General features: G+C 37.8%; 6 protein-coding genes. All 6 read left to right on the plus strand.

The genetic code is table 11. The annotated features are described in order from the left end of the window. The first annotated feature begins 25 nt into the window (after positions 1–25). Positions 26–2,692 carry a T9SS type B sorting domain-containing protein gene (locus D9R05_RS09575; protein WP_162984937.1) on the plus strand — a complete coding sequence of 889 codons (2,667 nt, stop codon included), beginning with the start codon at positions 26–28 and terminating at the stop codon, positions 2,690–2,692. 429 nt (positions 2,693–3,121) lie between these two features. Beyond that, positions 3,122–4,030, plus strand: coding sequence for a PorP/SprF family type IX secretion system membrane protein (locus D9R05_RS09580; protein WP_121667009.1), 909 nt, complete (start codon positions 3,122–3,124; stop codon positions 4,028–4,030). A gap of 29 nt (positions 4,031–4,059) precedes the next feature. Next, entirely contained in the window at positions 4,060–5,967 is a 1,908-nt protein-coding gene (locus D9R05_RS09585) for an OmpA family protein (RefSeq protein ID WP_121667010.1), read from the plus strand. A gap of 146 nt (positions 5,968–6,113) precedes the next feature. Next, complete coding sequence (locus tag D9R05_RS09590) at positions 6,114–9,233, plus strand: choice-of-anchor L domain-containing protein (RefSeq protein WP_205589282.1); 3,120 nt, start codon at positions 6,114–6,116, stop codon at positions 9,231–9,233. Between the two features lie 15 nt (positions 9,234–9,248). Continuing rightward, positions 9,249–9,554, plus strand: coding sequence for a hypothetical protein (locus D9R05_RS09595; RefSeq protein ID WP_121667012.1), 306 nt, complete (start codon positions 9,249–9,251; stop codon positions 9,552–9,554). A gap of 13 nt (positions 9,555–9,567) precedes the next feature. Continuing rightward, positions 9,568–16,686: a T9SS type B sorting domain-containing protein gene (locus D9R05_RS09600; RefSeq protein ID WP_121667013.1), complete on the plus strand. Its 7,119-nt coding sequence runs from the start codon at positions 9,568–9,570 to the stop codon at positions 16,684–16,686. Positions 16,687–16,999 lie beyond the last annotated feature (313 nt).

Below are 16,999 nucleotides of genomic sequence, written 5' to 3' on the forward strand. Positions count from 1 at the left end.
TCCAAATAATCTAAAATTTAAAAAAATGAAAAAAAATTTACATTGTATAATGCTATTTATGTTATTATGTATAGCATCAACAAGTTATGCTCAATTAGAAACAGCTCATTGGTTTTTTTATTACGGAGGTGTTGATTTTTCTTCAGGTGTTCCTGTAGCTAAACCAGATTATCTTTGGAGTTATGACATCGATGGAGGTACGAGTGTATCTACTTCAAATGGAGATTTACTTTTTCATGGAGTAGGCTCTCCTGATTCAATGTCATTGATTAATGCTAATGGAGATGTCATGCAAAACGGGTCTAATATACGGAGAAGTCAGTCACTTCAACAATCTATTGCTATTCCCGATCCAGGAAATACTGATCGGTATTATGTTTTTCGAGCTGCAGGTATACACTCTAATGGACCTAGTGTGAATGTTCCGTTGCTGTGTTCATTAGTAGATATGACCTTAGATGGTGGTTTAGGAGGGGTAGTTGATGGTGTAAAGAATATTCCTATAGATGGGGTCTGGCCATTGTCTTCAGATGGAGAAGGAGAAAATGAATACCATACTGTAAAGGTAACTGCTACTTACCATGCCAATAACCAAGATATATGGGTGCTAACACATCGAGGGGATTATGATTATGATAATTATTATACAGAGGGATTTGAAAATGTCGAAGGACATTTTGCTGCATTTTTGGTAACGGCAAACGGTGTACAAACGACCCCCGTAGTATCCGATGAATTTCCTCTATTTGGCGGCCATTTTAGAATATCTCCCAATGGTAGAAAAATAGCGGCCACTTATTATGATGAAAACGAGGATGCTGGTGTATTTGCATTGTTTGATTTTAATACCGCTACCGGAGAGATTTCTAATCCTCAAAAATTAATGGCATTAGCTCCATATCAATTGCCAGCCACTCAAACTGGTAATGCAACTCAAGTATATGGTGTTGAGTTTTCTCCGGATAGCAAACGCTTATACATTACCATGCCACATTCTTACGTGGAAAATAATGGGCAATGGGAAGCCGAAGGAGCTAAACTATTTCAGTACAACTTAGACGTACCCGCTACGCAAGATATTATCAATTCAAAAACCTTACTTTGGCATTTAGATCAACTTCCTTATCGTCCTCTTGGAGGTTTACAATTGGCTGTAGATGGAAAAATATACATAGCTAGACATGGATCAGGTTATTTAAGTACAATAGAAGAGCCTAATAGATTAGGAGTGGCATGTGATTTTCAGTTAGATAGTTTTGACTTAAACTTAGGATCAACTCCTTTAGGGTTTCAAAAGGCTCAAGGTAATAACCTTCCTCAATTTATGCCAGGTAATTTTCAATATGAAATGAGGAGTAATTTTTATTGTCTGGGAGATCAAACCCAATTTCAAATAGAGAGTCATATAGGTATTAATGCAGTTACTTGGGATTTTGGAGATCCTGATAGTGGTTCGGAAAACAGTTCTACTGAATTAACACCCACGCATGTTTATACCCAACCCGGAACTTATACAGTAACCGCAGAGGTATATAATCAATTTGGAACCCTTATCCAGTTGGAAGATGAAATAATTGTTTTACAAGGCGCCGAGGCTACCACGCCCGATGCTTTTTTAAGCTGCGGCGGAACCACTACGGCGGTTTTCGATTTAACAAGTCTTAACGCAGATATTTTGGACGGACAAAATAGCAATACTTATACGGTAAGCTACCACGAAGATGAAAACGGTGCTGAGAATGATGTGTCGGTGATTAGCCCTGCCGATAGCTATGAATCTGCTACCGGGACGGTCTATGCCCGCGTTACCAATACAGATACGGGCTGTTATGCGGTCACGCCTGTTGCTTTGGAGACCACCCCGCAACCTGCAGCTCCGAGTGTCGCCCCGATTATTGCTTGCGATACCGAGGCTTTGGATGGGATTACAACAATCGATCTGACCCAACGCGCGACAGACTTGCAAGAAAACCAACCCAATACGGATTTAGCTTATTTTGAAAGCCAAGGAGATGCGGATAACAACACTAACGCAATCACCGACCCTACAGCATATACCAATACCAGTAATCCACAAAGCCTTTATGTGCGCATCAGTAACAGCAGCTTACCGGACTGCTATGCAGTAGCTTTATTGGATATCGAGGTAGAAGCTGCAAACCTTACTGGAGCTAGTTTAGAGCTGATGGGCTGTTCTCCCTTTGATTTAACCGATATCGCAGCGGAAGTGGATAGTGATTTGAGTTTGGACTATTATGCCAGTGAAGCTGATGCGACGGCTAATACAAATGTATTAGAAGATCCAACTGCTTATGTTACTAGCGGGCAAGAAGAACGCGTGTATGTCCGTCTTACCGATAGCAATGGCTGCGCGGGCGTAGTCGAGCTTATCCTAGTAACCGGAGATTGTAAGATTCCCGAAGGGATCTCTCCCAATGGTGATGGAGCGAACGATAGTTTTGATTTAAGTTTTTTAACAGCAACCTATGGCGGAAAGCATATTTCGATTTTCAATAGAAACGGCCGTGTGGTTTATGAGACAAATAATTATAGTGACCAATGGTTTGGTCAGGATAACAACGGAAATAATTTACCGACGGGCACCTATTATTATGTACTGGAATTAGCTGAACCCCACCCGGAATATGGCGGAGCCATCAAGAAATGGGTGTATGTACAGCGGGAGCTTTAAATAAAAAATACCTGTTCTCGGATAAAAAGGCGATTGGCCGTCATCTTGTTTTTTAGTTAAACAAAAGTACTTTTTCTTCATATGGTTTAAAAAAGAAGTACTCACAAGATGTTCCGAGACAGGTATTCTATAAAAAAGGACCCTAGTTAACCTGTTCCCGGAACAAATGAAAGATAATTGTAATGATTTCCATAAGGTTTTTATAGTTAAGCTGATAACGTGCTTTTACCAATTAGGGGTAAGCGGTAGAAGTGTAACTGTTCCGGGGCAGGTAAAATTAACAAAGGCCTGTCTGTACGAACACCCTGTACTAGTTTCAATAATGTTTCATATAGGCAATTAAAAACACCCTACTAGTAAAGATGTACAGACAGCCTTTAAAATACAATAAAATTTTAAACGATGAAAAATTCATATAAAAAATACAGGATGAAGAACCTATACCTATTCATATTTGCACTATTCCTGTTGGGCAGTAGTTATCAAGTTTGGGCACAACAAGATCCACAATACACACAGTATATGTATAATATGAGCGTAGTTAATCCGGCTTATGCAGGCTCTAAGGAGAGTTTGTCTATCGGTTTGCTTTATCGTGATCAATGGTCGGGCTTTGAAGGCGCTCCTCGGAGCTATACATTTTTTGCTCACTCTCCAATTGGGGAGAAGACCGGTTTAGGTCTTTCGGCTATATCTGATGAGAATGGTCCTGTAAAAGAGACCAATGTGTATGGTGATTTTTCTTATACTTTGTCTTTAGGAGGGGATCATAAATTAGCCTTTGGAGTAAAAGCCGGAGCAACCTTTCACGATGTAGGTTTAATACCTTTAAGTCTTCAGAATGAGTTTGATGTAGCTTTTAGCGAGAATATTAATGAAACCTATTTAAATTTTGGTGCCGGTTTTTTGTATTATACTGATAAATATTACATCGGCGTATCGGTTCCTAACTTTTTAAATTCCAAACATTTAGATGTAGATGGGAGAGAATTTGGAACAGAAGAGCAACACTATTTTGCTACTGCAGGATATGTGTTTGAATTGAGTGAGAATTTAAAATTTAAGCCTTCGACTTTGGTAAAGGCATCTTTTGAGTCCCCTATGTCTTTTGATGTAAATGCTAACTTTTTGTTTTACGAGCGATTTGAGATCGGCGCTTCTTATCGTTTAGATGATGCGGTAAGTGGTTTAGTGAGTGTTCGAGCGACAGACTGGTTGCAGTTAGGTTTTGCATATGATTACACGATATCAGATATAGAGGAACCTTCTTATGAAGCTTTTGTATTGTTTGATGTGTTCTTTAGTAAGAAGTCTTATCGTTCACCAAGATATTTCTAAACCAAATCTAATTTTAAGAGAAAATAATTATGAAAAGATATTATATAATAGCCTTATTAGCATTTTTGGGTAGCAGTAGTGTTTTTGCCCAAAGCAATGCTACCAAGAAAGCCGATAAATACTTCGATCGTATGGAGTATGTAAAATCGGCAGAAGAATATAAAGAAATTGTAGAAGATGGTGATGCGACTCCTTATGTTTATCATCGCTTGGCAGATTCTTATTACAATTTGTATAACAGCAAAGAGGCAGCACGTTATTATTCGATGTATATAGATGGAGCTTCAGATGCTTCCGGAGAGGCTTATTATCGTTATGCTCAGATGTTGAAAGCTAATGGTAATTATGAGGAGTCTGATGCAGCGATGCAAGCGTTTGCTTCTCGTTCACCACAGGATCAGCGAGCCAAAGCCTTTAAATCTAATCAAAATTACTTATCAGATATTTTAAATGAACAGGCAAAATTTAGCGTAGAGCGTTTATCGTTAAATACAGATTTTATTGATTTTGGAGGTTATGAAAAAGATGGTAAGCTTTATTTTGTATCTGCTCGAAACAAATCAAGAAGGAATTATGGATGGAATGATCAACCCACTTTAGATGTTTATGTATCAACTAGAGAGGGAGAAGGATTTTCTTCACCGGAGCTTTTAGAAGGAGAGGTAAATACAAAGTTTAATGAAGGAACGGTAGCGATCACCCCAGATGGAAACACGATGTATTTTACTCGTAATGATTACTTAGATGGGGATTATGAAGAGGATGAACAAGGAGTTGGTCAGTTAAAATTATTCCGTGCAACATTAGTTAATGGAGAGTGGGATGATATTCAATCTGTTCCGTTTAACAGTTCAGCGTACTCTACCGGACATCCGGCCTTAAGTGCTGATGGAAAGACGCTTTATTTCTCTAGTGATATGCCGGGAGGAATGGGACAGTCTGATTTGTATAAAGTGTCTGTGTCTGAAGACGGTTCTTTAGGAGAGCCTCAAAATCTTGGAGCAGGAATAAACACGGAAGGAAGAGATAGTTTTCCTTATATAGATGAAGAGGGAACGCTTTACTTTTCTAGTGATGGCCAATTAGGCATAGGCGGATTAGATGTTTTTTATGCGAAGGCTGAGGGGAGTAGCTTTGGAGAGGTTAACAATATAGGACAACCTATTAATAGTAATGGCGATGATTTTGCTTTCACTTTTAGTACATCAGCAAAGAAAGGTTATGTAAGTTCCAATCGAGGTGGTTTAGCAGAAGATGCACAAACGGCCAATGACAATATTTACCGTGTAGTCCAATTACAACCTATCGAGGAGCTAGATATTATGGTTAAGGTAATCAATGCAGAGACCGGAGCGCCAATCACACAGGCAGAAGTACTGAATTATAATGAAAACAAATCTCAACTAGGGAAGAAACAAACCGATGCGTCAGGACAAGCCGCTTTTCAAGGATTAAGAGTAGATAAGGCTTATAGTTTACAAGCCAATGCTACAGGATATAAAAGTGGTTTAGTCCAAGTAAGTCCGGAAGAACGCGGAGAAGTAGGCGTGACGATAGAATTAACCCCAATAAAGCCAATTGTTGAAGAAGAAGAGATTGTCTTAAACCCAATTCTGTTTGATTATGATAAGGCAGATATAAGACCTAAAGCGGCATTAGAACTTGATCGTTTGGTCGGTGTAATGAAAAAACACCCGGAGATGGTTATTAAAGTTGAAGCACATACCGATAAGCGAGGTTCAGCGAGTTATAACCAACAACTATCAGAGCGAAGAGCAAAGAGTACAGTTGATTATGTGATTTCTCAAGGAATTGATAAATCAAGAATAAGCTGGGAGGCTTTTGGTGAATCCAAACCAAAAATAGAATGCGACAACTGTAGCGAAGAGCAATACCAAGAGAATAGACGTTCGGTGTTTAAGATAATAAAAAAGTAAAAATGTTAGGTAGTAAAGTAAATGTTCAATATAAGAAATCATATTTATTTTATAATGAACATGCTTTTCCTTTCCAATTTTTCAAAACGGGGATATAAAGTGTAATGGCATCGAAGTTTAGTCAAAATATTTACCTAATCATAATTGTGCTACTTAACGTAAATGGTTTACGAGCACAAAACATATATATGGGAACAGGTGATATTCATTATCAGTGTTCCGGAAATTTTTATGATAATGGAGGGGAAAATGGATATAGTGAACAAGATGCAATCATTACACTATGTCCAGAAAACTCGGAACAAACTATACAAGTTGATTTTTCTGATTTCCAATTTTTATTAGCACAAGGAGATTTTTTAAAAATCTATGATGGTAATTCTACAAATTCTGCTTTAATAGGACAATATACAACAAATCAAAACCCTGAATTAATTTTAGCCACTATAGAGAACACTTCTGGATGTCTAACATTTGAATTTATTTCTGATGGACAAGTATCTGTTTTACCTGGATGGGAAGCGTCAATAAGCTGTCAAGATTGTCCAACTTTGGAAATTAACACCACTATATCGCCTTCAGAAAGTATAGATGATTTTTATAGGGTAGAAAAAGGCATAGAAATAAATTTCGAAACGAATATTGAAAATGCTATTCACCATTGGGACTTTGGAGATGGCTTTACTGCATCTGGTCAAAACGTAACGCATGTTTATAACCCTAATCCTCAAGAAGCACAAGGAGGAATATTCGGAACTTATTATGTGAAATTAATCATAACCACATCTACTGGTTGTAACTATAGCCTCTTATATACAATACAGGTGACAAATTATAGAGTGATTGTAAATGACACATATACAGTCGAAGAGCTAATTGAAGATATTTTTGTTACCGGGGAATGTGGAAATGTGTCCAATATTCACTCACCTTCCAATGGGCTTAATGGAGAGTGGTCTATGAATAGTTTAGGGTTTTTTGAACGCGCTTTTTCTGATTTTAATTTTGAAAAAGGAATTGTTCTTACTACCGGGTTTGTTGAATATGTCCCCGAAGGGCCAAACAGTGGAGGCGGTTGGGAAGGAGATATAGATTTGGACGCCATAGCCTCTCCTTCCTACGATGCGACTAGCATAATATTTGAATTTACCCCTTATATAAGTGAAATAAGTTTTGAATATATTTTTACTTCATATGAATACCCTCAATATGTATGTAGTTTTGCTGATACATTTGCCTTTATTTTAAGTGGCCCGGGAATTGATGATGTAAACGCTTATAATCACGATGCTAACCCTAATACTCCTGATGTAAATTTAGATTTAGGAGGCTTAAACATCGCATTAATTCCAGAAACCAATACCCCTGTAAGTGTAACCAATATTCATCATCAAACTAATTGTAGCGTAAATTCTTTAGGAGAATTTTATACTGATGTATATTATGATTATGCTGCAGATGGCAACGGAACTTCTGGTATAGATTTTTACGGGCAAACTGTTCCGTTAACTGCTACTGCCCAAGTAATTCCTGGCGAGACCTATACAATAAAGCTAGTTGTTGGAGATTACGGTGATCGCAGGTATCAGTCGGCCGTATTTTTAAAAGGCGAAAGTTTTACATTAGGGCCTGATTTAGGAGAAGATATTGTTAGTACTAATGAAAACATAGCTATTCCTTGTGAAGGGGAATCAATTATACTTAATCCTTTTGAGAATGTTCAAACTATAGCTGGATTAATCTATAAATGGTATAAAAATGGTGTTTTATTAGAAAATGAAACAGAGGAAACATTGGAAATCACAGAAACGGGTGTTTACAGTGTGTATGCATATTATGATGAAAATTGTGCAGGTACAGATGAAATAATTGTTGAGTTTTTGCCAAAACCATCTTTAAAAGAAAATTTAAAAATAAAAGCTTGCAATGATGGTCCTGGAGAAAATAGGTTTGATTTATTGAGTGTTAAAAATAATTTATTACTGGAAGGAAATGTAGAAAACTTTTACTTTTCTTTTTATACGACAGAAGAAGATGCCATAAATAATATTGAAGAAAATGAAATTCAAAGCCCTAATGATTACCCTAGCGAAGGCGATATTATTTGGATTCGTGTAGTAAATGAAGAAGGCTGTTATTCAGTTACTTCAATAGAATTAATACTTCACGAACGCCCTTCAATAGCTCCCACAGATATTGATGAGTATTTTTGTTTATATACTGAAAATGGCTCTACAACAATCGATTTAACCCAGTACGATGCAACAATTAATCCAGAATCACCTACCAATACAGCAGTAGTTTACTACGCCGATGACAATGCCTATCAACATGGGGATATTATAGACAACCCCAGTAATTATACTACTTATAGCTCTTCACAAACGATTATAGCCGAAGTAATCAATATAAATACTTTATGTGAGTCTATAGAGGTAGCTACCATTACAATATATACTTTGGAATATCCTACGGTAAATATTAACATGTATGATGGCATGGTAATATGTATAGATAGTAATCCGCAAACCCCTGTAGAGGGAGGAAATTTTGAGTCAATTTTTATTGATACAGCATTACCTAATAATGGTAATTATAGTTTTAATTGGACTTTAGATGGTGTGCCTCTAGTCAATGATACCCCTATACTTGAAGCTGTCATTGCAGGAGTATATGAAGTAGAGGTAATACATTTAGCAAGTGGCTGTATTAGTAATAGTAGTGCGAGGCTAATTCAAAGTAATCCACCAGAATTTATTGTAGCTCCTTTCACTTCAGCCTTTGACGAAGAGCATATTATTAAGGTTTATAATATTAGTGGTAGTGGAAATTATGAATTTAAGGTTGACAATGGTCCCTGGATTAGCTTAGATAATCAACAAAGTTTGTGGTTTAAAGATATTACTGCTGGAGATCATATGGTATATGGTAGAGATAAAAATGGTTGTGGAGTAACAAAGCATAACATTTCATTTATCGATTATCCAAAGTTTTTCACTCCTAATGAAGATGGAGTTAATGATTACTGGAGTCTTATATCTATACATAATAATTCCCCTTCAATTAAGATAAATCAAACATATATTTTTGATCGTTATGGAAAATTATTAACTATCCTTTCTCCTCGAGGAAGCTGGGATGGTACATATAATGGCAAACAAATGCCCTCTAATGATTATTGGTTTAGGGTAGAGTATACTGAAACCTTACCAAATGGCTCTTTTCAAGAAAGAGTATTTAAAGCAAATTTCACTTTAAAAAGATAACTTAAAAGAATAATTATGAAATATGCTATTTTCCATCCAATGTCAGAACCCCCAATGCCTGATAAAAATGATGAAAGCTTTAGTGAAACTGTATTGGTTTATAGTGAAAATACTGAATTTATTGAATTAGGATACTTTGATTTTGAAGATGAATGTTGGTATCATTTTGGCTCGGATTCATTTTTACTGAAGTGCTGGTGCTATATTCCTAACCCTGTGGAATGTTTAGGAGACCACCAAGAATGGCCCTTAGCCAAGCATAAAGATTATGATGAAAATGATTTATCTGATAGGATAATTTTGAATTTTTTTAAGAAGTAGTAACTATAAAATTATGATAAACCGATTGACCAGTAATATCCTTTTTTTACGTTCCTCCATAGATCTAACTCGTCTTTTTTGTACACTATGCTTTATTTTGTTGAGTTTTACAGTTCACTCTCAAAAGGAAGCCGCTAACTGGTATTTTGGTAACCGGGCAAGTGTAAATTTTGATACCGGAACTACTGTAGCTCAATATGATGGTCAACTTAATACGAGAGAAGGATGTGCTACGGTATCAGATAGTAATGGGAATTTATTATTTTATACCGATGGGTCCATTGTCTATAATGCCAATCATCAAATACTTCAAAATGGGACAGGCTTATTAGGACATTTTAGTAGCAGTCAGTCAGCAATAATCGTTCCTGACCCTGGAAATAATAATAAGTATTATTTATTTACTGTAGATTATCAAGGGAATAATGGAGGACTAGCTTATTCTGTTATAGACATGAATTTGGATGGAGGGTTAGGAGGGATAATTTCTAATCAAAAAAATATAATACTAGAAGGGTCAGTTTCTGAAAAATTAACAGCTGTTAATCATCAGAATGGACAAGATGTATGGGTGATTAGTCATAAGTTAGATTCAAATGAATTTGTTGCTTACTTAGTGACATCTTCAGGTGTGAATATTAATCCAGTTATTAGCCCTGTTGGAGATGTTCATAATAGTGGGTCTAACGATATGAATGGTTGGGGGGCTATAGGTTATTTAAAAGCATCCCCAAATGGCTTAAGGTTAGCATGTGCAAAAAGTTATATAAATCAGGGATTGGAGTTGTTTGATTTTAATAATGCGAATGGAACAGTATTTAATCAAATGAAATTAAGCACAGAAGGAACTTATGGAATCGAGTTTTCTACAGATAGTCAACTTTTATATGCTACAACCATATCATTACCTTTTGATACTAGTTTCGTCCCCAAAATACTTCAATATGATCTTACTCAAACAAGTTTAATAGATGTTCAAAATTCTGAACAGACTATAACCACAGGGTACTCCTCAGCTTTACAGTTAGGTATTGATGGAAAGATTTATGTGGCTAATTTCGAAAGCTCTTATTTAAGTGTAATTAATTCTCCGAATCAATTAGGTACATCATGTGATTTTAATGCAGATGTAGTTTATTTAAAAGATCCTTTGGCTCCTGCTTGGATAGATTATTTTAAAAGTTTAATAGGTCTTCCTCCTTTTATTGCAAGTTATTTTCAATACGAAATAGAAATAGAACAATTTTGTGAAGGTGATGAAACAAAATTTAGTATTCTTACTCAAGCTGATTTAACAGTAACAGATTGGAACTTCGGAGATCCTGTTAGTGGAACAGCTAATACTTCAAATTTAGAAAGTCCAATACATGTATTCAGTTCCCCAGGAACCTACACGGTTACATTATCACTTGGAACAGATCTAGGATATGAAATGAACTTAACTAAAGAAGTGACTATTTATGAAACACCTCAGGCAGTCCCTGTAGATGATTTATGGTTCTGTGATGAAGAAAATGATGGAGAATCTATAGATTTAACAGAAAGTAATTCAAATGTTTTAGGAAATCAAACGAATCCACATTTTTCAATCACCTATTATGAATCTCAATCAGATGCTGAACAAGGTGTAAATAAAATTACCACTCCTGAAAATTTTACTCTTCAATCTGATTGCACTACTTTGTATGTTCGAATAGAAAACAGTTTAAATGAGGATTGTTTTGATGTATCGCCTTTTCAAGTTTGTCTGTCTACTGTTTCGGTTATTTCCGTATCCAACCTGGAAGAATGCGATTCGGATAATAATGGGAGTGCTATTTTTGATTTAACGGTAAACGATACAGCAGTTTTAGGCGCAGATCAGCCTGCTTCTGATTATAGTGTAAGCTATTATGAAGACGAGGCTTCAGCCGAGGCAGGCACTCCATCGATAGGCACCCCAACAGCTTATGAGAATAGTTCAAGTCCTCAGACGATCTGGGTACGTATAGAGAGCAATACGTTAAACAGCTGTTATGCCGTAGATAGTTTTACGATTACCAGTTATGAAAGCGGAATCGCAAATCCTGTTCCGGATTTAAGCTATTGTGATACCGACACCAATGGCGATGCAGTATATGATTTAACACAAAATACGCCTATTTTATTAGGCGCACAAGATGCGAATGATTTCACGGTAAGTTATTATGAGACCATAGCGGAAGCTAATGTACCGACCAATGCGATAGCAGACCCTGCTAACTATACAGCCGGTAGTAATAGCCAGACCATTTATGTACGTATAGAAAACGCGATCAATGGGGACTGTTATAATGTAACCGACTTTACTTTAGAGACGACTCCGGTTACGGTGGGAGTGGTTAGTGATAAATTTGAGTGTGATGGCGGTACTACCGGGACAGCAACTTTTGACTTAACCGATAGTGACCAAGAAGCTTTATCGGGACAAAGTCCCCAAGATTATAGTGTAAGTTACTATGCCAGTCAAACAGACTTAGATAATGACAATGCCATAGCAGTGCCAACAGCTTATGAGAATACGAGCAATCCCCAAGAGATTTTTGTACGGGTAAGTGCCGATGATTTAGGAAGTTGTTTTTCAGAGACCAGCTTTATGATAGAAGCAACGCCTTCGGCTCCTATCGCAGATCCAAGTCCTTTAATAGCTTGTGATACGGACAACGATGGTTTTTACACCTTATTTGATTTAGAGAGCAAGACCGATGAGATTACTTTAGGCAATGCAGATTTAGAAGTAAGTTATCACTTGACCTCTAGTGATGCCAATTTAGGAGTGTCGGCAGTGAGCTCTCCTTACTCGAATACTACAGCTTATAACGATGTAATTTATGTACGTGTAGAAGATGCGGTTAATGGCTGTGTTTTACAGACCGAATTGGCTTTAGAGGTTTATGATCGTCCAGTGATATCGACTCCTACGGGATTATCTCAATGTGATGATGATGCAGATGGCTTTGCCATTTTTGATTTAACCCAAGTAGAAGCGGAAGTATTAGACGGTCAAGACCCGGCTCCATTTTCGATTACCTATCATACTGATGAGCAAGAAGCCGAAGACGGAGTAAATGCGATCACTAATCCGGGGAGTTATGAAAACCAGACCAATCCTGAAAGCATTTGGATTCGAGTAACCGATACCACGACCCCTACAGGATGTTATAGTGTAGTTGAGCTAATCTTAGCGGTAAATCCATTACCGGTTATCAACCAGCCTGAACCTTTAGCGGTTTGTGATGATCTAGCCAGTGGCAGTGATACCGATGAGTTAAGCGTATTTGATTTAACAAGTAAAGAACAAGAAATTACGGGAGGAGACAGTAGTTATAGCATTAATTGGTATGCCACTGATAGCTTTGGAGAAGTAGGACCGGCTACTTTAATTATGAGCCCGGGAAGTTATGCAAACGCAGGCAATGAAGAAAATGTGATTGCAGAAGTAAGCAATCAATACAATTGTAGCCGTCTTATTACCTTAACCTTAGTAGTTAATCCACTTCCTTCACCGACTCCTACTTCGGAGCTTGATCCTTATATTGTGTGCGATGATGATAATGATGGCTTTGCAGAATTTGATTTAAGCACCCAAGATGATTTAATAGCTAATGAAGAAGCCGATGTAGAGATCAGTTACTATGCGACTGCCGAAGATGCTGAAGAAGGTTTTACATCAGATCAATTGCCTAGTTTATATGGAAATACCACCGCCTTTAGTCAAGTAATCTATGCGCGTTCTACCAATACCGAGACAGGATGTTATCGTTATGTAGAGTTAAGCTTAGAGGTGCGTAGTTTACCTAACTTTGCAGGAGAATTAGAAGATTTATTTTCTTGTGATGGGGTAGATGCAGATGGTACGGCTATATTTGATTTGACCGAAAATGAATCAACTATTTATGGAGATGTAGATCCATCGCTTTACACACTATCTTATTACACCAGTGAAGCCGATGCTCTTACATCGACAGATCCAATAGGAGTACCCACCGCGTATTCTAACCAAGGGGTAAGTCCTTTAACGGTTTGGGTACGTTATGCAAATGTGGATAGTGGTTGTGTGCGCATAGGAAGCTTTGAATTGCGTGTAGGCGAATCTCCGGCGATTACCAACCCAAGTCCATTGAGCGCTTGTGATGATAGTGCAGGAGCAATAGATGATGAAGTAGGATTATTTGATTTAACCAGTAAGACTCCTGAGATTACCGGAGGCGATAACAGTTTATCAGTAAGCTATTATGAGAGTCAGGAAGACTTAGATAATGACCAAGCAATCGCTTCAGCAGAAGCTTATGAGAATATTGCTAATGAACAAACGGTTCAAGTAAAAGTAAGCAATGCTTCGGGTTGTGAGTCTTTTACCAGTTTAACCCTGGTGGTAACTCCTAACCCAAGTATAGCAGAAGAATTAGCAGCTTTGGAGGTGTGTGATATAGATAATGATGGCTTTGAGGAGTTTGATTTGGAATCTTACAAATCTGTTATTTTAGACGGAGAGCCCAATGTGAGTGTAAGTTACCACTTAACCGAAGATGCAGCCGATTTAGGAGTGAATCCTATAGATACCAGCACCCCTTATGGCACGAGTAATTTAGCTCAGACGATTTGGGTAAGAGTAACCAATACGGGTCCTTCAGGAGATAATGGTACCGGATGTTATGTAGTTCGTAGTTTAGAACTCATTGTAGTGCCAAGTCCAGAGATATCAGAAGAATTAGAGGATCTTTATGTATGTGATGATGGCACTGCGAGCGGTATAGCGGTATTTGATTTAACCGAGAATACGGACAATGTATTAGGTAACCAAGATCCTTCAGAGCTAACCATTACCTATCACGAGAGTCAAGCTGATGCCGAATCAGGCGATGCTCCTATAGCGGTTCCAAGTCAATATACCAATTTAACAAACGGTCAATTGATTTATGTACGTATTGAAGATGAATCTACCGGTTGTATAGATAGCTTTGATTTTACCGATGACAATAGTTTCAGCTTGAATGTAGAGTCAACACCTGCGCTTACCCAACCAGAACCTTTACAGCTTTGTGCAGCAGATTATGATAATGATCCTTTTGCTCAAGCTGAGTTTGATTTAACGGTAAAAGAAGGCGAGATCGCCGATGAGGATCCAGCCCCTAATAGCTATGTGTTTACCTATTATGCAAGTCAATCCGATTTAGAGGCGGATCAAGCTATAGCGGACCCTACTGCTTATCAAAACATAGCCAACCCTCAGACGGTTTATGTAGCGGTAACCAATAGTCTTACCGAAAACAACTGTAGTACTGTCATTAGTCTAACCATAGAGGTATTACCACTGCCAAGTCCAAGTGAGACTGATTTAGAAGCACTGCGTCTTCAAGGCTGTGATGATGATAATGATGGAGTAGCTGTAGATCCTTTTAATCTAATCCAGAGCGGTCAATTGATAGCCGGAGGAGAAAATGTAGAGATCAGTTATTATAAAACTGAATTAGCAGCAGAAGAGGGCGATGAAACAGTAGCCGAGTTTATAGCCAATCCGACAGCTTATGTGAATGAGCCAAGTTTTAATGAGCAAAATGAAGAAGGATTAAGCGTACAGGTTATTTATGCTCGTGTCGATAGCGGTATCAATGGTAACTTCTGCTATGTGATTGTTCCTTTTGAGTTGCAAGTTATTGGAGCCCCAGTGCTGAATCCTGCCGGCGATCCTAATTTTGGGTATACCCTGTGTGAGGATGGAACCAGTGGCGAGGTAGCGGTTAATTTTGATGATATTACCGAAAACCTTTATGATCCTGTAGATGGAGATCCATCCACGATTATTCCATTATTGGATCCGGCCACCGATCAAGATCAGAATATTGATAATTATACGGTGACTTACTATGCGTTTGAAGAAGATGCAGAGGATGGTGTAAATGCCTTGAATAATGGAGAGTTAGCTACAGATGGCACCCTGTATTATATTCGCGTGGAGTATGCTGATACGGGTTGTTTTAACACCGATGCCATTGGAGTAGTAGAAATTACAGTAGAGGAGCGTCCATCGATTGTAGATCAACCCATAGCAGAAGAGTTCTGTTCAGATGAGCCTGGCGGAGACAGTGTAAGTCTTGATTTAACACAGTATGATGAGCAAGTAAACCCAGGCAGTCCTCAAGGAACCGCAGTGGTTTATTATGCCGATCAAACGGCTTATGAAAATGGAGAAGCCATCCAAGAGCCTAGTTTTTATACTACTGTAAGTAATCCACAGACGGTGATTGTAGAGACGATCAACACCACAACTTTATGTGAATCACCAAGTGTAGCGGAGATCACCATTAGTGTGAATGACCGTCCATTGGTAGACATTAGCGATTATGACGGTTTATATATCTGTGAAGACAGTAATCTACAAACCCCTGTAGAAGGCGGAAATTATGATCCTATTATAATAGATACTGGCTTAAATGAATCTGATTATAACTTTGTATGGACCTTAGAGGGGTCAACATTAAACGAGACGGGATCTAGTTTATCAGCAAACCAATCGGGAACCTATCAAGTGACAGTAAGCGATCAAGATGGAAATATAGTTTGTAGCACGAGCAGTAGTGCAACTATAGAAGAGGCTAACCCTCCGGAGTTTGAGTTGAGTCCATTAACACTTTCTTTTGAAGAAGAGCATGGTATTATGGTAAGTATGATCAGTGGTGATGGAGACTATGAATTCCGTTTAGACAATGGGCCTTGGCAAACAGCTCAGGCGGATGGCACCTTAACTTTTGAAGGTGTGGATCCGGGAGAACATATCGTTTACGGACGAGATCTTAACGGATGTGGAACGACGATAAAAACCATCTCTTTTATCGATTATCCTGAATTTTTCACTCCTAATGAAGACGGGTATAACGATACTTGGAACATCATTGGCTTACAAGATCAGCCACAGGCAAAGGTGTTTATCTTTGATCGCTATGGAAAACTTCTTAAACAGTTAAGTCCGAGTGGTCCGGGATGGGATGGTACCTATAACGGTAACCCTGTGCCTTCTAATGACTACTGGTTCAGCGTAGAGTATATCGAAACCTTACCTGATGGTAGTCAACAACCAAGAACGTTTAAAGCGAACTTTACACTAAAAAGATAAAAAACAATAAAATTTTAGGATCAGTTTAAAATGTTTTATATATTTGGCTCTGGAATAGAATAAAAATTATGAAAAAAATAATGTACATAATGCTAATGATGATGCCTTGGGTTTCCCCAGCGGTTAGCTTTGTATAAATTTAAATGTATAAATTTGAAGAGCCGCTGTTAGAAAACAGCGGCTCTTTTTTTTTTACTATAAAATAAAAATTTTTGATACAACACTTTTGTAATAACGTAATGATGATGAACTCTATGATGACCATGATGATGGGACATCTAATACGCTATTGCCGGAAGTGAGCTAAATAATA

The organism is Mesonia aquimarina (genome assembly GCF_003667275.1).
Classification (GTDB): Bacteria; Bacteroidota; Bacteroidia; order Flavobacteriales; family Flavobacteriaceae; genus Mesonia; species Mesonia aquimarina.

Coding starts and splice junctions, on each gene's coding strand:
- D9R05_RS09580 (WP_121667009.1), top strand. CDS start 3,122: ATGAAGAACCTATACCTATTCATATTTGCACTATTCCTGTTGGGCAGT.
- D9R05_RS09575 (WP_162984937.1), top strand. CDS start 26: ATGAAAAAAAATTTACATTGTATAATGCTATTTATGTTATTATGTATA.
- D9R05_RS09585 (WP_121667010.1), top strand. CDS start 4,060: ATGAAAAGATATTATATAATAGCCTTATTAGCATTTTTGGGTAGCAGT.
- D9R05_RS09595 (WP_121667012.1), top strand. CDS start 9,249: ATGAAATATGCTATTTTCCATCCAATGTCAGAACCCCCAATGCCTGAT.
- D9R05_RS09600 (WP_121667013.1), top strand. CDS start 9,568: ATGATAAACCGATTGACCAGTAATATCCTTTTTTTACGTTCCTCCATA.